This is a genomic window from Nocardioides cynanchi (assembly GCF_008761635.1).
Taxonomy (GTDB): domain Bacteria; phylum Actinomycetota; class Actinomycetes; order Propionibacteriales; family Nocardioidaceae; genus Nocardioides; species Nocardioides cynanchi.
In genome coordinates, this window is sequence record NZ_CP044344.1 from 2,864,729 (window position 1) to 2,885,651 (window position 20,923).

At 72.8% G+C, this 20,923-nt stretch carries 24 protein-coding genes and 1 tRNA gene; 10 read left to right on the forward strand and 15 right to left on the reverse strand.

All coding sequences use genetic code 11. From position 1 onward, the window contains the following. Positions 1 to 7: 7 nt before the first annotated feature. Positions 8 to 523, reverse strand: coding sequence for a hypothetical protein (locus E3N83_RS13790; protein ID WP_151083780.1), 516 nt, complete (start codon positions 521 to 523; stop codon positions 8 to 10). 143 nt (positions 524 to 666) lie between these two features. Between E3N83_RS13790 and E3N83_RS13795 the strand changes: the two genes are divergently transcribed. Both E3N83_RS13795 and E3N83_RS13800 read left to right on the forward strand, forming a co-directional pair. Then, entirely contained in the window at positions 667 to 1,026 is a 360-nt protein-coding gene (locus E3N83_RS13795) for a hypothetical protein (protein WP_151083781.1), read from the forward strand. A gap of 58 nt (positions 1,027 to 1,084) precedes the next feature. Then, positions 1,085 to 1,173, forward strand: a tRNA-Ser gene (locus E3N83_RS13800). A gap of 31 nt (positions 1,174 to 1,204) precedes the next feature. On the opposite strand, the gene E3N83_RS13805 is transcribed toward E3N83_RS13800, so the two are convergent. Genes E3N83_RS13805 through E3N83_RS13815 form a run of 3 tightly spaced genes read right to left on the reverse strand, consistent with a single transcriptional unit; the run spans position 1,205 to position 3,397 of the window. Further along, the gene (locus E3N83_RS13805) at positions 1,205 to 1,441 is read right to left on the reverse strand and encodes a biotin/lipoyl-binding carrier protein (protein WP_238342908.1); all 237 of its coding nucleotides are present in this window, start codon (positions 1,439 to 1,441) and stop codon (positions 1,205 to 1,207) included. 37 nt (positions 1,442 to 1,478) lie between these two features. Further along, on the reverse strand, positions 1,479 to 2,579 hold the full coding sequence (locus E3N83_RS13810; protein WP_151083782.1) for a hypothetical protein: 1,101 nt from the start codon (positions 2,577 to 2,579) through the stop codon (positions 1,479 to 1,481). A gap of 59 nt (positions 2,580 to 2,638) precedes the next feature. After that, the gene (locus tag E3N83_RS13815; RefSeq protein ID WP_191907809.1) at positions 2,639 to 3,397 is read right to left on the reverse strand and encodes a carbon-nitrogen hydrolase family protein; all 759 of its coding nucleotides are present in this window, start codon (positions 3,395 to 3,397) and stop codon (positions 2,639 to 2,641) included. A gap of 34 nt (positions 3,398 to 3,431) precedes the next feature. On the opposite strand from E3N83_RS13815, the gene mobA reads away from it, so the two are divergent. Genes mobA through E3N83_RS13835 form a run of 4 tightly spaced genes read left to right on the forward strand, consistent with a single transcriptional unit; the run spans position 3,432 to position 6,014 of the window. After that, positions 3,432 to 4,016, forward strand: a complete 585-nt coding sequence (gene mobA / locus E3N83_RS13820; RefSeq protein WP_151083784.1) for a molybdenum cofactor guanylyltransferase — start codon at positions 3,432 to 3,434, stop codon at positions 4,014 to 4,016. 30 nt (positions 4,017 to 4,046) lie between these two features. Then, a complete protein-coding gene (locus E3N83_RS13825) occupies positions 4,047 to 4,367 on the forward strand; it encodes a DUF6457 domain-containing protein (protein WP_151083785.1) in 321 nt (106 codons plus the stop codon). A 19-nt stretch (positions 4,368 to 4,386) separates the two neighbouring features. After that, positions 4,387 to 5,382: an NAD(P)H-quinone oxidoreductase gene (locus E3N83_RS13830; RefSeq protein WP_151083786.1), complete on the forward strand. Its 996-nt coding sequence runs from the start codon at positions 4,387 to 4,389 to the stop codon at positions 5,380 to 5,382. A gap of 20 nt (positions 5,383 to 5,402) precedes the next feature. Next, complete coding sequence (locus E3N83_RS13835; protein WP_151083787.1) at positions 5,403 to 6,014, forward strand: bacterial proteasome activator family protein; 612 nt, start codon at positions 5,403 to 5,405, stop codon at positions 6,012 to 6,014. Here E3N83_RS13835 and E3N83_RS13840 read toward each other — a convergent pair. The 4 genes from E3N83_RS13840 to serS are packed head-to-tail and all read right to left on the reverse strand — an operon-like array spanning position 6,011 to position 9,573. Next, positions 6,011 to 6,649, reverse strand: coding sequence for a hypothetical protein (locus E3N83_RS13840; protein WP_151083788.1), 639 nt, complete (start codon positions 6,647 to 6,649; stop codon positions 6,011 to 6,013). The two genes, E3N83_RS13835 and E3N83_RS13840, sit on opposite strands and share 4 nt — an antisense overlap. A 5-nt stretch (positions 6,650 to 6,654) precedes the next feature. Next, positions 6,655 to 7,458, reverse strand: coding sequence for an HAD-IIB family hydrolase (locus tag E3N83_RS13845; RefSeq protein WP_151083789.1), 804 nt, complete (start codon positions 7,456 to 7,458; stop codon positions 6,655 to 6,657). Beyond that, positions 7,455 to 8,285, reverse strand: a complete 831-nt coding sequence (locus tag E3N83_RS13850) for an HAD family hydrolase (RefSeq protein ID WP_238342909.1) — start codon at positions 8,283 to 8,285, stop codon at positions 7,455 to 7,457. Before E3N83_RS13850 ends, E3N83_RS13845 begins: the two co-directional genes overlap by 4 nt. 16 nt (positions 8,286 to 8,301) lie before the next feature. After that, positions 8,302 to 9,573 carry a serine--tRNA ligase gene (serS, locus tag E3N83_RS13855; RefSeq protein ID WP_151083791.1) on the reverse strand — a complete coding sequence of 424 codons (1,272 nt, stop codon included), beginning with the start codon at positions 9,571 to 9,573 and terminating at the stop codon, positions 8,302 to 8,304. 127 nt (positions 9,574 to 9,700) lie between these two features. Between serS and E3N83_RS13860 the strand changes: the two genes are divergently transcribed. Next, positions 9,701 to 11,275 (forward strand): bifunctional phosphatase PAP2/diacylglycerol kinase family protein, encoded by a 1,575-nt coding sequence (locus E3N83_RS13860; RefSeq protein ID WP_238342910.1) that lies wholly within the window; start codon positions 9,701 to 9,703, stop codon positions 11,273 to 11,275. Positions 11,276 to 11,289: 14 nt separating this feature from the next. Here E3N83_RS13860 and E3N83_RS13865 read toward each other — a convergent pair whose 3' ends face one another. The 4 genes from E3N83_RS13865 to E3N83_RS13880 form a co-directional block, all read right to left on the reverse strand. Continuing rightward, positions 11,290 to 12,675, reverse strand: a complete 1,386-nt coding sequence (locus E3N83_RS13865; RefSeq protein WP_151083792.1) for a hypothetical protein — start codon at positions 12,673 to 12,675, stop codon at positions 11,290 to 11,292. Beyond that, the gene (locus tag E3N83_RS13870; protein ID WP_151083793.1) at positions 12,672 to 13,187 is read right to left on the reverse strand and encodes an RNA polymerase sigma factor; all 516 of its coding nucleotides are present in this window, start codon (positions 13,185 to 13,187) and stop codon (positions 12,672 to 12,674) included. The genes E3N83_RS13865 and E3N83_RS13870 overlap by 4 nt, the downstream gene beginning before the upstream one ends. A gap of 114 nt (positions 13,188 to 13,301) precedes the next feature. Beyond that, entirely contained in the window at positions 13,302 to 14,519 is a 1,218-nt protein-coding gene (locus tag E3N83_RS13875) for a hypothetical protein (protein WP_151083794.1), read from the reverse strand. 145 nt (positions 14,520 to 14,664) lie between these two features. Beyond that, positions 14,665 to 15,066 (reverse strand): DUF4446 family protein, encoded by a 402-nt coding sequence (locus E3N83_RS13880; RefSeq protein ID WP_238342911.1) that lies wholly within the window; start codon positions 15,064 to 15,066, stop codon positions 14,665 to 14,667. A 49-nt stretch (positions 15,067 to 15,115) separates the two neighbouring features. Between E3N83_RS13880 and E3N83_RS13885 the strand changes: the two genes are divergently transcribed. Then, positions 15,116 to 15,976: a prephenate dehydratase gene (locus tag E3N83_RS13885; protein ID WP_151083795.1), complete on the forward strand. Its 861-nt coding sequence runs from the start codon at positions 15,116 to 15,118 to the stop codon at positions 15,974 to 15,976. A gap of 7 nt (positions 15,977 to 15,983) precedes the next feature. Here E3N83_RS13885 and E3N83_RS13890 read toward each other — a convergent pair whose 3' ends face one another. Continuing rightward, positions 15,984 to 16,775, reverse strand: a complete 792-nt coding sequence (locus E3N83_RS13890) for a VOC family protein (RefSeq protein ID WP_151083796.1) — start codon at positions 16,773 to 16,775, stop codon at positions 15,984 to 15,986. A gap of 88 nt (positions 16,776 to 16,863) precedes the next feature. On the opposite strand from E3N83_RS13890, the gene E3N83_RS13895 reads away from it, so the two are divergent. After that, the gene (locus E3N83_RS13895; protein WP_238342912.1) at positions 16,864 to 17,472 is read left to right on the forward strand and encodes a TMEM165/GDT1 family protein; all 609 of its coding nucleotides are present in this window, start codon (positions 16,864 to 16,866) and stop codon (positions 17,470 to 17,472) included. A 33-nt stretch (positions 17,473 to 17,505) separates the two neighbouring features. After that, positions 17,506 to 18,747: an arginine deiminase gene (locus E3N83_RS13900; protein WP_151083797.1), complete on the forward strand. Its 1,242-nt coding sequence runs from the start codon at positions 17,506 to 17,508 to the stop codon at positions 18,745 to 18,747. 213 nt (positions 18,748 to 18,960) lie between these two features. On the opposite strand, the gene E3N83_RS13905 is transcribed toward E3N83_RS13900, so the two are convergent. Together E3N83_RS13905 and E3N83_RS13910 are read right to left on the reverse strand one after the other, a co-directional pair. Then, on the reverse strand, positions 18,961 to 19,881 hold the full coding sequence (locus E3N83_RS13905) for a DUF5926 family protein (RefSeq protein WP_151083798.1): 921 nt from the start codon (positions 19,879 to 19,881) through the stop codon (positions 18,961 to 18,963). 9 nt (positions 19,882 to 19,890) lie between these two features. Next, entirely contained in the window at positions 19,891 to 20,670 is a 780-nt protein-coding gene (locus E3N83_RS13910; protein ID WP_151083799.1) for a glycerophosphodiester phosphodiesterase family protein, read from the reverse strand. Positions 20,671 to 20,923: the final 253 nt, after the last annotated feature.

Sequence of the window (20,923 nt, forward strand, 5' to 3'; positions counted from 1 at the left end):
GCACAGGTTACAAGGAGTCCTCGGCCTCGGCCGAATCAGCCCCGCCCGGGCCATCCGCCGGTGCCTGCGAGGTGTGGGCGTCGCGCAGCCGACGGCGTACGTCGTGGGCGAACGCCTCGCGGTCTCCGGCCAGGGCCGCCATCGGCAGCCGGGTGGCCCGGCCGTCCACCAGGCGCAGCACGAGGCACGGCTCGCCGCGCGGACTGGCGGCGACGGCCTCGTCCACCTGGCTCCACGAGGCCCTGGCCACCCCGACCCCCCTCAGCAACCGGACGTCGTACCCCTCGTCGGAGAGGCGGACCGCGGTGCCCCGACGCAGCAGCCACCACGCCCAGGCCGCGACCGCGACCACACCGACGATCGCGACCCCCGCGGGCACCTGCCAGCCGCCGGCGAGCGCACCGACCAGGGTGCCGGCGCCGACCAGCACCGCGAGCCCGATCAGGCTGCGCCCGATCAGCCGGGCCGCCAGCCCGGGCGCCAGCCGGTACGACGTGCTGGTGGCCGGAGGCGGGTTCGTCACGGGGGAATTCAACACGGGCCCGAGCGTCACGGGGAATCCGGGACCGCCGCACCCCTTGCCCCGGCGCCCGGCTCGGGTCCAGAGTGGACGCCACCGCCCGTCCCCTCCACGCAGCACGGTGGGTCCGAACCCGGGAGGTTCCCATGGCGACGACGACCGGCCCCCTCGACGACCTCCTGCGCGCGCGTGACCATGCCGGGGACGCGGGTGCCTGGCGCTGGAACGTGCGTCGCCACCTGGTGCCGGTGCGCGAGGGGCTCCTGCGCGAGCACTCCCACCGCCGCAACGCCTGGCTCTCGGCCCGCGCGACGCGCGTGGTGCGGGAGCGCGACCAGCTGGTGATCCGGCTCAACCACCTCGCGTCCGAGGTGCTGGTCGCCCCCGACGTCGAGGCCGTCGCCGCGCAGCTGAGCCGGCTGATCGGCGACATCGAGCGTCACGCCCAACGCCTGCACGACCTGGCCTACGACGACGTCGAGCTGGAGATCGGCGGCTCGGAGTAAGCCGCGGGCACGTCCTAGACTCTGCCGGGCGCCCGCTCCCTCGTGGACCGGCGCGCTCGGAGGGGTGCCGGAGTGGCCGATCGGAACCGCCTTGAAAGCGGTCGCTGGCAGAGATGTCAGCCGCGGGTTCGAATCCCGCCCCCTCTGCCGACGAGACGGGGCGACGCCACCGGCGAGGTCAGCGACGGACGGTGAGCTCGACCAGCACGTCGCCCTCCTGGACGACGTCTCCGGTCGCGACCCTGATCGCGGAGACCACCCCGCCGGTCTCGGCGAGCACGGGGATCTCCATCTTCATCGACTCCAGCAGGCACACCGTGTCTCCGGCGGCCACCGCGTCGTCGACGGCGACCTCGACCACGATCACGTTGGCCACCATCTCGGCCAGGATCCGGACCGTCTGCTCGCGCGCCACCCGTCGAACCTAGTGGATACCGGCAGGTAGGTCCCCTTCACCAGAGCGGGTGGGTGCGCCCCGGCTCGGGGCGCAGCGGCTCGGCGTCGCCGGGCACGGCGCTGCGTCGACCGCGGCTGGTGCTCCGGCCGGTCGCGGCCAGGTCGACGCGGATCAGCAGGAAACCGAGCAGCAGCCCGATCACCACGCCGTACCCCAGCGCGAGCGAGACCTCGCGCACCGAGCGCCCCGGGTCGACGTACCCGTAGGCGACCGGGGCGGTCATGGCGACGCCGAACGCGCAGACCCACCAGCCCTGCCGCCGGCGGGCCCGCATGTGGGTGCCCCAGGTCAGCGCCGGGACGCCGAGCAGAGCCACGATCGGCCGGGGGAACGCACCGAGGTGGTGGCGGCTCCACCGCACCGCCTCGTCCAGGGTGTCCACGAGGCTCTGGGTGCCGTAGCGGCGCAGCAGCTCGGCGTACCCGACGGTGACGGCGAGCATCAGGCTCCCGACGACCACCGCGACGATCCCCCGCGTGCCCAGGCCGTGGAGGCCGGCACCCAGCCGGAACACGGTGAGGAACGACGCCACCAGGGAGAGCCCGAGAGCGGTGTACTCGAAGCGGTCGAGGTCGACCACCGGCGCCCAGGCCAGGGTGGCCATCGCCCCCACCACCGCGACCACCAGCGCCACCAGGATCTCGCGGACCGCGCTCGTCATCCGCACCGCCGGCACTGTCACCATCACCGCGAACACCGCCGTCAGCACAGTCGTCACCACCGCGGCACCACTGCGCAGACCGTCGCTGTCGACGACCACCACCACGACACCGAGGACCAGGGCGAGCAGTCCGAAGATCGCCGGGCGGCCGCCGGTGCGGGCGGCCAGCCCCCAGGCGTACGCCGTGACCGTGGCCACGGCTCCTCCATCGGCGAACCAGTGCCCCTGCGCCCCCACCAGGGCGGCGAGCAGCGCCGCCACCGCGGCGGCCAGGACGAGGAGCCAGAGCGTGGTGCCGACACCGTGCGCCACCCGGCCTCGCGGGCCCGGCCCGGGGGTCGGGGCCGACTCCGGGGCGCGGTCGTCGACGGGGTCCGGGCGGGTGGCCGCCGCGGCGGACCGGCGACCGCTCGACACCGAGGGCCTCTGCTTCACGCGCCGGCCGGTCGGCTCGGCGCGTCGACGAGGCTCGGCCCTGGACACGACCTGTGAGGTTACAGGCGGCGGTTGGCCAGGGAGGGGTTGGTGTCCCGCGCTCGGGAGACCACGGACGGGTCGAGCTCGGCCCGGAGCACGGCCGGCCCGTCACCGGTGCTCGCGACCACGTCTCCCAGCGGGTCGACCACCATCGAGTGGCCGGTGTAGCGCGGCCCGGGCTGGCCGGCGCCCACGACGTACACGGTGTTCTCGATCGCCCGGGCCCGTAGCAGCGTGGTCCAGTGGTCGACCTTGCGCGGCCCCGCGACCCACGCCGACGGGACGACGAGCACGTCCGCGCCGCGGTCCACGAGCGCCCGCGCCAGCTCGGGGAAGCGCAGGTCGTAACAGGTCATCAGGCCGACGGTGAACCCGCCGAGCGGGAAGGTCACCGGGTCGAGCGCGCCGGGCGCGAGCACGTCTGACTCGCGGTAGCCGAACGAGTCGTAGAGGTGGATCTTGCGGTAGTCCTCGTGCACCGTGCCGCGGACCACCAGGGTGTTCCACGGGCGCTCGGGCGAGTCGGGGTTGTTCTCGAACAGCCCGGCCACCACCGTCGTCCGACGGTCCCGGGCCAACCGGTCGACCTCGGTGGCGAACGGTCCGTCCAGGGTCTCGGCCGACCCGCTGAGACCGGAGCCTGCCTCACCGAAGTCGCGGGCGAAGGCCTCCGGCAGCACCACCAGGTCGGCGTCGCCGGGCACGAGCTCGGCCAACCTGGCCCGGTTGACCGCCGGGTCGAGGCTCGCCGCCTCCTGGATCAGCGCGACCTGCATGGGCCCAGCCTCCCACGGCTGCGAGACTGGCCGCATGAGCGGGGAGACGGACTGCTGGGCGGCCGTGGTCCTCGCCGGGGGCTCGGCGGTCAGGCTCGACGGAGCCGACAAGGCGTCCCTCGAGCACGACGGCCGGTCGCTGCTCGAGCACGCACTGACCGCCGTCGCCGGTGCCGAGGAGGTCGTCGTCGTCGGTGACCTGGTGCCCACGAGCCGCCCGGTGACCTTCACCCGTGAGTCGCCGGCGGGCGGCGGCCCGCTGTCCGCCCTGTGCGCCGGCGTCGCCGCCCTCGCGCGGCGACCGGAGCTGGTCGTCGTGCTGGCCGTGGACATGCCCCACGTCACCGCCGCCACGGTCGACCGACTCCTCGTGGCCGCCCGCGGTGCCGACGGGGCCTGGCTGGTCGACGCCGCCGGCCGCCGCCAGCTCGCCGGGGCGGTCCCGCTCGCCCGGGTGCTGGAGCTGCCGGAGCCGCACGGTCGGCCGATGCGGACGCTGAGCGCCTCCGGGGCCGCCGTCGACGTCCCCGCCACCGGTGACGAGGCAGCCGACGTCGACACCTGGACCGACGTCGCCCGCCTGCGCGGCGACGGCGGGTTGTCCGGCGAAGGGGCTTGAAGAGTCGCCCGGGTATAGGAAGATGGGCGCGTGAACCTTCACGACTGGATCGACGAGCTGTGTGACGCCCTCGACATCGAGACCGAGGTCGACGAGGCCCTGGTCCTCGACCTGGCCAAGGTCGCCGCCGACAACGTGATCCGCAAGGCCGCCCCGATCACGACGTACCTCCTGGGTTACGCCGCCGGCATCAGCGGGGCCGACGTCGAGGAGATCGAGAGACTGGCCGGCAAGGCCCAGGCGCTGGCCGAGAACTGGGACCACCCGTCCAACGCGCCCGACCCCGTCGACGTGGACGACGACGTGCCCGACGACAGCACGGTGGACCACACCGGCGACGAGTTCGAGTGACCTCGGGACGGGGCCGCGTGTGAAGGCCGCGGTCGCCCGCACGCCGGGCGGACCCGAGGTGCTCGAGTACGTCGAGGTGCCCGACGCCGTCGCCGGGCCCGGCGACGTGTTGGTGGCGGTCGCCGCGACGGCGGCGAACCGGGCCGACCTGCTCCAGCGCCAGGGGCACTACCCGCCTCCTCCCGGCGCCTCGGAGATCATCGGCCTGGAGTGCAGCGGCACGGTCGCCGCGCTCGGCGAGGGCGTCACCGGCTTCCAGGTGGGCGACGAGGTCTGTGCCCTGTTGTCGGGCGGCGGCTACGCGACGCTGGTCGCCGTACCCGCCGGTCAGGTGATGCCGGTGCCCGCCGGCGTCGACCTGATCACCGCCGCGGCCCTGCCCGAGGTGGCCGCCACCGTGTGGTCCAACCTGATGATGGTCGCCGGGCTGCGGGCCGGTGACAACCTGCTGGTGCACGGCGGGGCCGGCGGGATCGGCACGTTCGCGATCCAGCTCGGCCACGCCCTGGGGGCGCGGGTCCTGACCACCGCCGGCACCCCGGAGAAGCTGGCCTTCTGCGCGTCTCTCGGTGCGGACGTGACCATCGACTACCACGAGCAGGACTTCGTCGAGGCCGTGCGCGAGGCGACCGACGGTCACGGTGCCGACGTCGTGCTCGACAACATGGGCGCGTCCTACCTCGCCGGCAACGTCGACGTGCTCGCCGACGGCGGCCGTCTGGTGGTGATCGGGATGCAGGGTGGCCGGAAGGCCGAGCTGGACCTGAACGCCCTGATGCGCAAGCGCGGTGCGGTGATCTCGACCGCGTTGCGCGGCCGCTCGACCGGTGAGAAGGCGACCATCTGCGCCGCCGTGGTCGAGCACGTGTGGCCACTGGTCGCGGACGGGACGATCCGGCCGGTCATCGAGCGGACGGTCCCGCTCGCCGAGGCGGCCACCGCCCACGCCCTGATGGAGAGCGGAGCCCACACCGGCAAGATCGTGCTGACCACGGCGCCGACCGGCGATGCCTGACCCATTTGTAGGGTGGGGTCATGAGCGAGTCGGAAACGGGTGAGCAGCAGGTCATCGTGGTCGGCCCCGACGGCCAGCCGATCGTCGTACCCGCGAGCGCGATCGCGCACGCCACGCAGACCGCCGACGACGACGACCAGGACACCGAGGACGGGGACCTGCGCGACCTGACCGAGCTGGTCGAGCAGCCGGCGAAGGTGATGCGGATCGGCAGCATGATCCGGCAGCTCCTCGAAGAGGTGAAGTCGGCCCCGCTCGACGACGCCAGCCGCAACCGGCTCAAGGAGATCCACGCCTCCTCGATCAAGGAGCTCGAGAGCGGTCTGGCTCCCGAGCTGGTCGAGGAGCTCGAGCGCCTCTCCCTGCCGTTCACCGAGGACTCGACGCCCTCCGACGCCGAGCTGCGGATCGCCCAGGCCCAGCTCGTGGGCTGGCTCGAAGGCCTCTTCCACGGCATCCAGACCGCGATCTACGCCCAGCAGGTGTCGGCGCGAGCGCAGTTCGAGCAGATGCGTCGGGCCCTGCCCGCCGGCTCCGGTCAGCTCGGGCCGCAGGGTCAGCACCCCGGCCAGCAGCCCGGCATGGCGCCGCAGCAGGACCCGGGCGCCGGTCAGTCGGGGATGTACCTCTAGGTCGTACGACGGCCGAGCCGGCCGACCACCAGCAGCCCGAGCAGGCTGACGATCACCAGCGCGGCACCCGGCGCCAGGAGCCTGGACAGCGAGGGCGGCGAGGCGTCGGACACGGTGGTGAACTCGGCGCTGGGTGCGGGCTGGGTCTCGGGCTGCTTGCCGTCGCCGAGCTGCGCGACCACCTGGCGCGTCAGGTGGCGCCCCGCCCGCGCGGTGGCGTCGGTGGCCATCAGCCGGGCGCCCTTCTCGACCACGAAGAAGATGTAGCGCTTCCCCTCGGTCAGCGGTGCCAGGCAGCGGCGGTCGGCGGAGGTGCCCACCCGGGTCGTGACGACCACCTTGTCGGTGACCAGGGATCCCTGGTAGATACGGTCCGCGGCCACGCGGTAGTCGCGGGTGCGGTGCTTGCCGCTGCCCTGCACCCGGCGGGCCTTGGTCACGACCCCCCGGAACACGGTGTCGGCCGCCTTGATGTCCTGCTTGACGGTGGTCGGTGGGCAGGCCGCAGCTGCCGCCGCCGACCCGGTCACGGCGCCCCCGCCGAGCAGCACGATCCCGGCCAGCACCGCGAGGGCCAGACCGGCCGGCAGGCCCCTGCGAGAGCCGGCGGAGGTGCGTCGGAGGTGGCGGGTCACGGGCCCTATTCGATCACAGCCGCGAAAATCCCGGCCAGCACCGCCGCGACGCCGTCCTCGGAGTTGGCCGGGGCCCGATGACCGGCGGCCGCGACCACGTCCGGGTGCGCGTTCGCCACGGCGTACGACGTGCCGGCCCAGCGCAGCATCGGCACGTCGTTCGGCATGTCCCCGAACGCCACCACCTCCTCCGGAGCCACCCCGAGCCTGCGGCACAGCTCGGCCAGGGCACCGCCCTTGGTCACGCCGCGGGCGCTGACCTCCATGAGGTGGTCGGTGGTCCAGGTCGGCGTGGCCCGCTCGCCGACCGCGTCGACGACCCGGGCCCGGAAGTCGTCCGGGTCGAGCGTCAGATGCTCGGCCAGCACCTTGACCGCCGGCTCGTCCCACAGCCCCGCCAGGTCGCCGACGCGGACGTCGGGTGGCGAGGGGTGCAGCTCGACGTAGTCGGGCTCGTGGCGGAACCCGCCGAGGCACTCCAGGGCGAACGTCGTACCCGGTGCCGCCTTCCGGATCGCGGCCACCATCGGCAGGCCGTCGGTCGCGGGGATGCCGTGCACGTCGATCGGCTCGCGACGGTCGATGTCGTAGGTGATCGCGCCGTTGGAGACGATCCCGATCCCGCGCCCGCCGCCGACCAGCTCCCACAGCTCGTCCATCCACCGGAGGGGCCGGGCGGTGACGATGACCACCCGGACGCCCTGCTCCTGGACCCGGCGCAGGACGTCGGCGGTGCGCTCGGTGATCCGGCCGTCGTCGTCGAGCAGGGTGCCGTCGAGGTCGGTGGCGACCAGCCGGGGCAGGCTCACGCGGGGGGCCACCAGAGGTCCAGCTCGGTGGCCACGCCCTCGTCGTGGACGCTGTCGGTCACCGCGTCCGCCGCCTCCTGCACGACCTCGACGGCCTGGCCCATGGCGACGCCCCGGCCGGCCCAGCGCAGCATCTCGATGTCGTTGCGGCCGTCGCCCAGGGCGAGCGTGTCCGCGGGGTCGATGCCGAGCTCGTCGGCGACCCGGGCGAGGCCGAAGGCCTTGCTGACGCCGACCGGTGCGAGGTCGAGCCAGGCGGTCCAGCCGACGACGTAGTCGGTGCCGTGCAGACCGAGCTTCCCGGCGAGGGCGACGAAGTCGTCGGCCGTGGCGTCCGGGTCCCTGATGATCACCCGGCTGACCGGGCCGGAGACGATCTCGTCGACCTCGGCCAGCGTCATCTCGCCGCTCAGCTCACCCTCGGGGAACGGCCGGTTCACCCGGTAGCCGACGCCGCGCTCCTCGACCGCGACCAGCGCGTTCGGGTGGTACTCCAGCACGGCGGCCACCGCCGGAGCAGCGTCGAACGTCTCCTCGTGGACCACCTCGAAGGGCGGGTAGCGGAAGACCACGGCACCGTTACTGGCCACGATCCACAGCGGCTCGTCGCCGTCGGAGTGCAGGTCGAGCAGGTCGGCGATCCGGGTCATCCCGTGCGGCGACCGGCCGCTGGCCAGCACGACGTGCGCACCGGCCGCCATGGCGCGGTGGACCGCGTCGTACACGGGCGGGCTGATCTGCTCGTACGTCGTACCGGCGCCCTCGACCCACTTCAGCAGGGTGCCGTCGATGTCGAGCGCGACCAGGCGCGGACGCCAGTCGCTCACCGGCCCGACCGACACATCACGCGGTGACCGGCTTGAGCACCTCGAGGCCACCGAGGTAGGGCCGCAGCGCCTCCGGGACCCGGACTGAGCCGTCCTCCTGCTGGTGGGTCTCCAGCAGGGCGATGATCGGCCGGTTGGTCGAGCAGAGCGTGCCGTTCAGGGTCGCGACCGGTGCGATGTCGCCGTTCTCGTCACGTCGACGAGTGTCGAGCCGCCGGGTCTGGAAGTCGGTGCAGTTCGACGCCGAGGTGAGCTCGCGGTAGCGGCCCTGCGAGGCGATCCACGCCTCGCAGTCGAACTTCCGCTGTGCCGACAGACCGAGGTCGCCGGCGGCGACGTCGATCACCCGGTAGCAGAGCTCGAGCTTGTCGAGGAACTCCTTCTCCCACGCCAGCAGCCGCTGGTGCTCGGCGTACGACTCCTCGACCGTCGTGTAGACGAACATCTCGACCTTGTCGAACCAGTGCACCCGGAAGATGCCCCGGGTGTCCTTGCCGTGCGAGCCGGCCTCCTTGCGGAAGCAGGGGCTGAAGGCGGCGTAGCGCAGGGGCAGCTGGGCGCTGTCGAGGATCTCGTCGGAGTGGTACGCCGCGAGCGGGACCTCGGAGGTACCGACCAGGTAGAGGTCCTGGCCCTCGATCCGGTAGACGTCGTCGGCCGCCTGCCCGAGGAAGCCGGTGCCCTCCATGGCGCGCGGCTTGACCAGGGACGGGACGACCATCTGGGTGAAGCCGGCGTTGCGGGCCTGGTCCATCGCCATGTTGATCAGCGCGAACTCGAGCTGGGCCCCGACCCCGGTCAGGAAGTAGAAGCGCGAGCCGGACACCTTGGCGCCCCGCTCGAGGTCGATCGCCCCGAGCATCCGGCCGAGCTCGACGTGGTCGCGCGGCTCGAAGTCGAACACCGGCGGGGTGCCGACGGTCTCGAGCACCACGTAGTCGTCCTCACCACCGGCGGGCGACTCGTCCGCGGCCAGGTTGGGGATCTCCATGAGCGCGGCGCGCCACGTCTCGTCGGCCTCGGTCTGCGCCGCCTCGGCGGCCTTCACCTCGGCGGCGAGGTCCTTGGTCCGGGCCAGCAGGGCCGCCTTCTCGTCGCCCTGGGCCTGCGGGATCTGCTTGCCGAGCTGCTTCTGCTCGCCCCGCTTGGACTCGAAGGTGGCAATGGCCTCGCGCCGGGCGGTGTCGGCGGCCAGGGCCCGGTCGACCACCTCGTCGGACAGACCGCGCTTGGCCTGAGCGGCGCGGACCCGGTCGGGGTCGTCGCGGAGCACCTTGGGGTCGATCATGTCGGGGCTCCGGCGTGTGCGGTCATGTGGCAAGGCTATCCGCGCGGCGTGACCGGCAGCACGCCAGTTCCGTCCGTCCCCGACGGGGTGGGGTGGAGGTCGGGTGCCTCCCGGCATACTGACGCCCGTGCTCGACCGCCCGCGTTCCGTCACCCTGGCCTGGGCCGGGGTGTGCGCCGCGGCGTTCCTGCTGCTGGCGTTCCTCGTGCACCTGTCACGCGCCCCGCTGAACGGGCTCGACGACCTGGGCCGCAGCGCCGAGCAGTGGGCGGCTGCCCGCTCGTGGACGGACCGGCCGCTGAACGGGATCGAGACCGGCTTCGCGACCATCGGGATGACGGTCTGGACCACCCTGATCGCCGTACCTCTGCTGCTGCGGGGGCACCGACGGGCCGCGGTGTTCGCGATCGCGGTGATGGTGTCGACCTCGCTGCTCACCACCGGCGTGAAGCTGCTCTACGGGAGGTCCCGGCCGACCTGGCAGGACCCGGTCGGCAAGCTGGTGTCCAAGTCCTTCCCGTCCGGCCACGCATCGAGCTCGGCGGCCCTGGCCGGCGTGCTGATCGTCCTGGCCTGGATGCTGATCCGTCGGGCCGCGCTCCGCCGGGCGGTGTACGTCGGCGCGGTGCTGCTGGCGGTCGTCGTCGGGCTGGACCGCGTGTTCCTGGGTCGCCACTTCCCCACCGACGTGCTGGGGGGCTGGCTGCTCGGTGCGTTCGTGGTGCTGGTCGCACTGACCCTCTACAGCCCGCTGCCCCGAAGCCATGCGGAGTCCGCGGAGCCGCTCGCCGAGGCGATCCCGTCGGAGCGTTCGCTCGCGGTGATCGTGAACCCGATCAAGGTCGAGGACGTCGGCCAGTTCCGCTCGGTGGTGACCGCGATGGCGCAGGAGGCCGGATGGTCCCCACCGTCGTGGCAGTACACCACCGTCGAGGACCCGGGCACCGGCATGGCCGAGGCCGCCTCGATCGCCGGAGCCGACCTGGTGCTGGTCTGCGGTGGCGACGGGACCGTGCGCGAGGTGTGCGCCGAGCTGGCCGGCACCGGCATCCCGGTCGGGATCATCCCAGCCGGCACCGGCAACCTGCTGGCCCGCAACCTCGACGTCCCGCTCTACCTGCGGGCCGCGATCGACGTCGCGCTGACCGGGCAGGACCGGGCCATCGACCTGGTCGAGGTCTCCGGTGACGCGATGGAGCCGACGCACTTCATGGTGATGGCCGGGATGGGCCTGGACGCGGCCATGATCGAGGGCGTCAACGAGCAGATCAAGGCGAAGGTCGGCTGGTTCGCCTACGTCCTGTCGGGGTTCAAGGCGCTGATGTCCCCCGTGGTGAGGCTGGAGATCTCCGTGGACGACGAGGAGTTCACCTCCCACCGGGCGCGGACCGTCGTCGTCGGCAACGTCGGCTACCTCCAGGCCGGGATGCCCCTGCTGCCCGACGCCGCGATCGACGACGGCCTGCTCGACGTCGTACTCCTGCACCCGAAGCGGTTCCTGTCCTGGCTTCCCCTGGCCTTCCGGGTGCTGGCCAAGCGGCCGCACACCGACGAGACTATCGCCCGGATGCGCGGCCGCACCGTGGTCGTCCGCGCGGCCACCGACACCCCGCGCCAGCTCGACGGCGACCCGCTCGGCGCCGGCCGCGAGCTGCGGATGACCTGTCTGCCCGGCCGGGTCCTGGTCCGCGTCCCGCGCTGACCCGCCGTACGACGTCAGCCGGCGCAGGTGCCGTAGGTGCCTTGGAAGTCGTCGATGCACACCGTGCCGAGGTCGACTGCGACGAGCTTCGTCCCCGACGCGTCGGTGACCTGCCACTCGTAGGTGTGGAAACGTCCCACCTGGTCGGTCGCGACGCGGGTGAAGACCTGCTGGTCCGGACCGATCCAGGTCTCTGCCGCGCGCGGCTTGCCCGTCACGATGACCCCCACGGTGCCGGGGTGGAGGTAGACCGACCCGTTCTTTCCGTTGCTCGGGTCCTGGGCGACCAACGGGACCAGGCCGTGGCTGGTGACGGCGAGCAGGTTCCAGGTTCCCTTGCTGTCGTCCTTGACGGCGAGCCCACGCACACCGTGCCCGAGGTCGAGGAAGGTCTGATAGAGGGCGGGCATGGCGTACCCCGCCGGTGCCGACACGTGCCGGCCGTCGATCGTGCCGGCGACATCGAAGACCTGGTCGAAGGGCGACACCGTGTGGGGGCTCCCCTTCCTGAGCCGCAGCGAGACCCTGGCGGCTTTCCAGGTGTCACCCGGGACGATGTAGTCCGGGGAGGCCGTCCGCTGGAGGCTCGGCAGGGAGCCGTGTGGCCCGGGGTCGTAGGCATCGGTCACGCCAGTCGGGCAAGGGGCAGGCAACGGCTGCGTCGCGGTGTCCCAGCACCACCTTCCGACGCGTTGCTGGGCTAGACCGCCGCCCCCGGGGACGAACCTGCTCACCGCAACAGCTAGGCGCCGTTCGCCCTGCTGGGACGCATCGAGCAGCCCGCTCATCGGGACCCCTCCAGGAGCGATCCAGGAGACCGCGATGCCGGGGACCACGCCGAGCATGGTGCCAAAGGACTGCGTGCCCGTCCCGTTCGGCGCCGACCCGTTCAGCACGACGACGTGCAGCTTGTCCCGCTCGACGGCGTAGGCCTCCCAGTCCCGGCCGTTCTTGAACGTGGTCCCGCTCGTGGCCACCAGGATCCCGTGGGCCGGGCCGCCCGTGTCGGCGAACCCGATCAGACCGGCCAGGTGTGGCACGCTCGTCGTGATCGGGTGGCTTGGGTCGGCCGCGAGCGTGACGGTCAGGGTCTGGCCCGACGTCCGCAGTCGGTCGGGCCGGCCGTCGCCGTCCACGTCGCCCGACAGGCTCTGGACCGGGGTCGGGATGCCCGTGCTCGGCGGCAGGGGCCGGTCCGTCCGGTGGTCTCCCTTCAACAGGACGGGTACGGCGATCGCGGCGGCGGCCGCCGCGGCCACCAGCGCGAGCACGGCCGGACGCCGCCAGGCGGGGGGCGATTGCGGGGCCGGCAGGGTCAGGTGCCGCAGGTCCTCCGGCTGCACGAGGTCGGCCCGGGCGGTCAAGGCGGCCGTGAGGCGGTCCTCGATCTGGGTGCTCATGCGTGGTCCCCTCCCATCATCTGCTCGAGCTGGTCCAGGGCCCGACTGGCCGTCGACTTCACCGCGCCGCGCGAGATGCCGAGGGCCTCGGCGATCTCCGCCTCCGTGAGGCCCGACCAGTAGCGCAGCACCAGCACCTCGCGCTGGCGTGGCGCGAGCCGGTCGACCGCCGCCAGGATCTCGCGGTGCTCCTCGGCCAGCACCGCCCGTTCGTCGGGCCGGGCGAGCTCTATGCTGCGCGGCGGGGCGTACCCGCGCGCCGTGCGACGCCGGCGCAGCGCGGAACGGGACCGGTTGACCACCGCCTTGCGCAGGTAGGCGAGCGCGGCATCCGGATCCCGCAGCCCTCCACGCTGGCCGGCGAGGCCGGCGAAGGCATCCTGGACGACGTCCTCGGCGCTGGCGCGGTCGTCGACCAGCAGCATCGCCAGACGCACCAGCGCCAACCGATGGGCGACGTACAGGTCCCCGAGAGCGGTGCCGCTGAGCGGGCGACCAGAGATCACCGGCATGGCTCGACCCCTTGTCTGAGATGGAGGACCGCCGCGAGGAGGTCCTCCGTGAAGCTCTGTCACCCTCTCAGACGCGCGGGACCCACCGGGGTTGTCCGGCGACCCCGACCGATCTCAGCGGGCGCAGGTGCCGTAGTGACCGAAGAGGTCGTCGAAGCACACGAGCCCGAGATCGTAGGCCCGCAGCACCGGAGCCGCGCCTGCGGTCGTTCCGGCCGCTACCCACTCGTAGACGCGGTAGTGGCCCGGGCGGGCTGTGCCGACCCGGGTGAAGACCCGCCCCGCCGCGCTGACCCAGGAGAGGTAGGCGGCCCCGGTGACATGGGAGAAGCCACCGCCCAGCGGCAGCGGCCCCCGGGTGGACACCTGGACCGGCCGGCCGCCCTGGTCGACGTAGAACCGCCAGGTGTCGACGTCGCCGCCCTCCTGGCTGACCAGGATGCCGTGCAGGGAGCCCGCTGTGACCACTCGGGGTCCCAGCGCCGGTGCCCAGCCGGGCGGGACGAGCAGCCGGGCGACGCGGCCGGGTGCGCGCAGGACGAGGTCGACCCGCGGAGCGTCGTCGGGGCCCGGGGGCGTGGCCCGCTCGAGCGTCCAGGAGTCGGCACCGTCGACGACCGGAGCGCTCGCGTTCGGCGACCAGGTGGTGTCGATCGGCTGCAGGGCCGGCAGGTCACCGTGCGGACCCACGTCGTACGTCCAGTCCTGGCCGGGGGCGCACCGGGCCGGAGGCTGGTGCGTGGACCGGTCCCAGCACCGCACCCCGGCGGGGTGCGGTGCCAGCTCCCCGGCTCGCAGTGACCAGGAGCGGGTGAGGACGGCGACCCGGTCCTGGCCCTTCTCGAGGACGTCGAGGACGCCGTCGTGGAGGGTGTGGCCGGTGACCCAGGCGACCAGGTTGCCCGGCTCCGGGCCGATCGTGCCGTGGTGGCGGATCGCGAGCGTCGCCAGCGTGTGGCCGTGCAGGTGCCAGACCGACCACGGGCTCCCCTGCGACCCGGTGGTGCCAGGAGAGGTGACCAGGTCGAGGCCGGGAGTCCCCACGTCGACCAGGCCCTCGAGCCGGGTGCCGCCGGGGACCAGCTGCCGCACCGTCGTACCGGAGCCGAGGACCACCCGGATCAGGCCGTTGCGGTCGATCGAGACGGTGTCGGTCCGGCCGTCTCCGTCCACGTCGCCGGTCAGCGCGCCCCGGGGCAGTTGCGGGGAGGTCCCGACCGGCGCCGTCGAGCCGTCGCCTCCGTGGCTCCGGCCGAGGAATGCGAACGACGCCGCGACGACGACGGCGCAGCCGGCGACCGCAGCAGCGGCCCGGGTCCCTCTGGTGGCCATCTGGTGCCCTCCCCGTCCGCGGTGATCTCTCACCGATGAGACGCGAGGCGGGCCGCGAAGTTGCCGACTGTTCAGCCTCCCCCGCGAGCGGGCAGCGGCGCTCGCTCCGGCCGTGCCGCCCCGACTTCGTCGGGTCGGCACGTCCTCACTCGGGACGGGCGTGCGTGATCGCCTCCTCCTCCTCGGGCGAGAGCTGCTGCTGGCTCGACCAGGAGGCGACGTTCTTGGCGTAGGTCCGGGCGTCCGAACGGCCGTGGATGGAGGTCAGCACCACGCCGTTGCCCGCGTCGTCGAGGAGGGCCAACGACCAGGACAGGTGGCCGCCCATGTCACCGAAGGCGTCGTAGCGCACCACCGCGAGGTGGCGCAGCGCGTCCCCGGCCTCGGCCCGGAGGGCGGCGACCTCCTGGCGCAGGCCCTGGACGTCCTCCGTCAGTGCCTCTCCTCCCGGCGTACGACGTGACCGGGCCTGGCGCCGCAGCGCCACGACGGCGAGGGCCGCCGCCAGCACGGCCACCACCAGCGCCGCCACGTCGAGGATCCACACGCTGAGCGAGCCTAATCGCGGGGAGCGGCGCCGTGGAACACTGACGCGCGTGAGCACCTCGTCGGTTGCGGCCGGACCCCGCCGGATCGCCTACCAGGGCGAGCCGGGCTCCAACTCGCATCTGGCCTGCACCGAGTGCCACCCCGAGGCCGAGCCGGTCGCCTGTGCCAGCTTCGAGGACGTCTTCGCTGCGGTGGAGAGCGGTGACGCCGACCTGGCGATGATCCCGATCGACAACTCGCTGGCCGGCCGGGTCGCGGACATCCACCACTTCCTGCCGACCTCGCCCCTGCACATCGTGGGCGAGCACTTCCTACGCATCCGGTTCGCGCTGCTCGGCGTCCCCGGGGCGACGCTCGACGACGTGAAGACCGTGCACAGCCACGTCCACGCGCTCGGGCAGTGCCGTCGGGTGATCCGCGAGCACGACTTCGTGCCGGTGATCTCGGGCGACACCGCCGGCGCCGCCCGCGAGGTGAAGGAGGCGGGCGACCCCACCCAGGCGGCGATCTCCCCGCCGCTGGCCGCGGGCATCTACGGGCTCGACGTCCTGCTCGACGACGTCGAGGACGAGGACCACAACACCACCCGCTTCGTGGTCCTCTCCCGCGACTTCGTGCAGGCACCCGCGGGCAACGGGCCGGTCGTCACCAGCTTCGTGTTCAACGTGCGCAACCTGCCGGCCGCCCTCTACAAGGCGCTCGGCGGCTTCGCCACGAACGGCGTCAACATGACCAAGCTGGAGAGCTACATGGTCGGAGGGGAGTTCACCGCGACGCAGTTCCTCGCCGAGGTCGACGGCCACCCCGAGGACCTGCCGGTCCGGCGCGCGCTGGAGGAGCTGGAGTTCTTCACCACCGAGGTGAAGATCCTCGGCGTCTACCCGGCCGACCCGTTCCGGCAGGCCTGAGCGGCGCCTACGTCCCGGCGTTCGTGGTGTCACCCGCCATCAGGTTGAACATCGCACCCTGGGGGTCCGCGAGCACCGCCATCCGCCCCACGCCGGTGACGTCGAACGCCGGGGCGACGACCCGGCCGCCGAGCTCCTGCGCCTTCGCCACGGTTGCGTCGACGTCCTCGACGTTGAAGTAGACGTTCCAGTGCGGCGGGACGCCCTCCATCGGCGGGTTCATCGCGCCGCCGATCTGGCGACCCTCGGCATTGGTGAGCACCGTGTAGGCGCCCTCCTCCATCGGAACGTCCTCGGAGCCCATGCCGAGGATCTCGGCGTAGAAGGCGGTGGCCGCGGGGATGTCGGGCGTCATGCACTCGTTCCAGATGAACGTGCCGGGCTCGTTGCCGCGCTGGCTCCCGATGTTCTGGTGGGCCTGCCAGAGGTTGACCCGGGCGCCCGTCGGGTCCTGGATCGCGGCCATCCGGCCGTGCTCCATGACGTCGAACGGGCCGGCCTCGATCTTGCCGCCGGCCGCCTCGACCTTCGCCGCCGTCGCGTCGACGTCGTCGCAGGCGAGGTAGACGTTCCAGAACGCCGGGTGACCGGCCAGCTCCGGCATCTGTCCGCCGATGCCGGCCACGGAGTCGCCCTGGATGGTGGCGGTGATGTAGTAGCCGCCGTCGTCACCGACCGGCTCCTCGGCGGTCTGCCAGCCGAACAGGCCGCTGTAGAACTCCGCCGCCGCTCGCTGGTCGGATGTCATCAGGTCCACGTAGTTGGGTGTGCCCTGCACGTAGGACTCGAACTTCGCCATGTGCTTCTCCCTCGGGATGTGTCGGTACGACCCCACCGGTCAGCCAACACCCGTGCCCCGTCGGTGGCAATGGCCCCGTAGGGTTCGGATGGTGGACCTCGCCGTGATCGCCGTCGCCTTCGGCGCGATCTTCCTGGTCGAGCTGCCCGACAAGACCTTCGTCGCCGCGCTGGTGCTGGCGACCCGTTACAAGCCCGCCGCGGTGTGGGTCGGGGTCGGTCTCGCTTTCCTCGTGCAGACCGCGATCGCGTGCACCGTCGGCCAGGTGGTGACCTACCTGCCGCACCGCGTGGTCGAGTCGGTGGCCGCACTGATCTTCCTGGTCGGGGCCGTGCTGCTGCTCCGCGAGGCACCCAAGGCCGACGCCGCCGAGGCCGCCACCGAGGAGGAGTACGCCGCCAAGGCGGCCTCCCCCAAGGCCGGTCTGGCCGCGGTCGGCGCCAGCTTCCTGGTGCTGTTCGCCGCCGAGTGGGGCGACCTCTCCCAGCTGCTGACGATCAGCCTCGTGGGCCGCTACCACGACGCCTGGTCGGTCTTCGTCGGTGCGTGGGGCGCCCTGCTCGTGGTCTCCGGCCTGGCCGTGGTGGCGGGACGGTTCCTCCTGCGTCACATGCGCCTCTCGACGATCCACTACGTCGGTGCCGGTGTGTGTCTGCTGCTTGCGGCCGTCACGGCGTACCAGCTCGTGCGGGGGTGACCCGGCCCGGCGGCTCCCCGTTAGAGTGCCGCCATGTCGACGAACCCCACCCCCGGCGACCGTCCCACGCACGGCGCCGACTCGGAGGTCGGCCGGCTCGGGACGGTGATGCTGCACCGACCCGGGGTCGAGCTGAAGCGGCTGACCCCGCGCAACAACGACCGACTGCTCTTCGACGGCATCCCGTGGGTCGCCCGGGCCCAGGACGAGCACGACGCCTTCGCCGCGGCGCTGCGGGACCGCGGGGTCGAGGTGCTCTACCTCATGGACCTGCTCACCGAGACGCTGGCCGCCGAGGAGGTACGCCACGTCGCCATCACCACAGCGCTGGCCGGCCTGCACATCGGTGACACGATGCGACGCTGGCTCGGGCCGATGCTCAGCGACGCGTCTCCTGCCGAGCTGGCCACGCACCTGACCGCCGGGATCCGCAACGACGAGGTGCGCGGCGGCTTCGGGCTGGTCACCTCGCTGCTGCCCGACTACGACTTCCTGATCGACCCGCTGCCCAACCTGCTGTTCACCCGCGACTCGTCGGTGTGGATCCGCGACCACGTCACGATCACCTCGCTGGCGATGCCGGCCCGGGCCCGGGAGACGCAGCTGACCGAGCTGATCTACACCCGGCACCCGCGCTTCGCGGGCACGCCGCGACTGCACGGCTGGGACACCGAGCACGTCGAGGGCGGCGACGTCCTGCTCCTGGCGCCGGGGGTGCTGGCGATCGGCGTGGGCGAGCGGACCACGCCCGCGGGCGCCGAGCAACTGGCCCGTGAGGTCTTCGGCGCGGGCCTGGCCCACACCGTGCTCGCGGTGCCGATCGCGCAGGAGCGGGCCACGATGCACCTCGACACCGTCTGCACGATGGTCGACGTCGACAAGATCGTGATGTACCCCAACGTCGCCGACTCGCTCACGGCGTACGCCGTCACCCGGGCCGGCGGCCCGGACGCCGACGACGACCTGAACCTGCACGTCGCGGACGCCGAGCACTTCCTGGTCGCCGCGGCCAAGGCGATGGGCATCGACACCCTGCACCAGATCGACACCGGCCTGGACCCGGTCACCGCCGAGCGCGAGCAGTGGGACGACGGCAACAACACCCTCGCCATCGCGCCCCGGGTCGCGGTCGCCTACGAGCGCAACGACGAGACCAACGACCGGCTCGAGGACGCCGGCATCGAGGTGGTCCGGATCGCCGGCTCGGAGCTCGGCTCCGGTCGCGGTGGGCCGCGGTGCATGAGCTGCCCGATCGCCCGGGCGCCGCTCGGCTGAGGGCCGGACCTCCCAGCCGAAGTCGTCGCCTCTCAGGCGAAATTTCGGCCGAGAAGCGACTGTTTCCCCGGTGCACCGGGGAAAGCCCGCCCCACCCACCCCCCGCCGACATGAAGGGACCCGGCCGCTGTTGACGGGGGAGGCAACAACGACCGGGCGGCCCCCAAGTTACAAGACGTTCACCGGCGAGACAACTCATCCGCGGGGGGCGTTTCAGCGCAGTGTGACCTGCTTGTTGGCGAGCTCGGAGCGGGTGGCGCGCTCCTCGGCGGAGAGGTCGGCGGTGCTCGCGAGGGCGGCGGCGAGGCGCTGGTCGAACGCCGCCGCGGGGCCTTCCAGGGCGTCGGCGCCGGTGCCGGCCGGCAGGTCCCAGACGGGTACGACGAGCCCGTGCGCCCGGAACATGCCGACCACCTTCGAGCCCTCGACCAGCGCGGCGTCACCGGCCGTGACCAGCCGCGCCAACCCGTCGACGAGCGCGGCCTCGGGCTCGCGGCGGACCCAGCGCAGGTGCTCCTTGGCGCCGGCATCGGTCCAGTACGCGGCCTCGACCGTGGTCAGCCGCGCGGCCGGAGCCGCGGCGGCGTCGGCCTCCTCGAGGGCGGCCACCATCGCGTCGTCGCGCTCCGGGACGTCGTCGAGCCAGAAGCCGAAGCCGTCGTGGACGGTGATCTCGATCGGCTCGTCGCCGACCAGGTCCTGCAGCCGAGGTCCGGGGCCGGGTTGGTCGACCAGCCCCACGATGCCGGGCTCGTCGGTGGCCAGGGCCTTCTCCAGCACCGCAGCCAAGTCCCGCGACGGGTCGCCGAAACTGTGCCGCACCTGGAGCGCCAGCCACACCTCGCCGCTGTCGCGCACCATCGCCGGCGCCGCCATCGGCAGCAGCGTGGACAGCCGCACGGTCCGGTCGCCGACGGCCAGAGGAGCGGTCGCCGCGGCCACGAACTCGCGCAGCCCGACCAGGTCCGGCTCCCAGGCCAGCCCCTCGAACGGGCGTACGACGTACGCGCCGCCGGCCGAGCCGTGGCAGGCCTTGTACCGCTTGCCCGACCCACAGGGACACGGCTCACGGGGACCCACGGCCCCCTCGGCGGTCACCTGGTCGCGCGCCTTCGTGCGGGATCTCTTGGCCATGCCGCGAGGCTAGCCGCCGAGCCACCCCAGCACCTCGCTGGGCCGGTCGGTGATCACGGCCTCCACTCCGAGGTCGAGGCACAGGTCCAGCTGGTCGTGGGTGTTGACGGTCCACACGTGCACGTCGCGACCGGTGTCGGCCAGCCGGCCGGCGAACTTCGGGTGCCGGCTCAGCGCGTCGATCCCCGGGCCCAGGATCCAACCGGGCTCGAGCACCGGCTTGAGCACCGGCCAGTGCCGGGCCTTGTCGATCAGCATCACCAGCCGCAGGTCGGGCGCCAGGCGCTGCATCCGCTGCAGCGCCACGTAGGAGAAGCTCATCACCCGGACCGGGCTCTCGGCACCGGCCCAGCCGAAGTCGGCGAGCGTCTCGACCAGGCGGCGCTCGACCAGACCGCCGTACCGCGTGGGGTGCTTGGTCTCGATCGCCACCTCGATCGGTCGATCCTCGGACGCGACCGTCTCCAGCAGCCGCCGCAGCGTGAGCACACCGTCGTAGTCGCGGTCCCGGTCGGGCGCCTCGTCGTCCAGGGTCGCCCAGGGGTTCTTCCACGAGGCGAACTCCAGCTGGTCGAGGTCGGCGAGCTCCATCGTGGAGACCAGCCCGCGGGTGCTCGCCGTACGACGCAGGTCGCGGTCGTGCACGCAGACCAGGTGGCCGTCGGCGGTCAACCGCACGTCGCACTCGAGGGCCCCGGCCCCTTCGCGGATGGCCTCGACGTAGGCACCCAGGGTGTGCTCGGCGTTCGTGGAGCTCGCGCCGCGGTGAGCGACGACCTGCGGCCGCATGTCCTCAAGTGTGGACCATGACCAGCCGCGCCGAGTCGTGACCGGCCGGGAACCGAACAGGAGTTCACCGGCGCTTCCCCAGCGGCTCGGAAGGCGGTTAGGCTGGCCACGGCCAGGGCAGCCGGCCGCCTGCACCCGCACCCCGGGAACGGTGAATGCCCAGCAGTGGACGAGCACGACCTTCCTGTCCGTGTCTGCGCCCTTCGGGCGGACCCGCCAGGCAACGCAGGCCCCTGATCCCGCACCCGCGGAG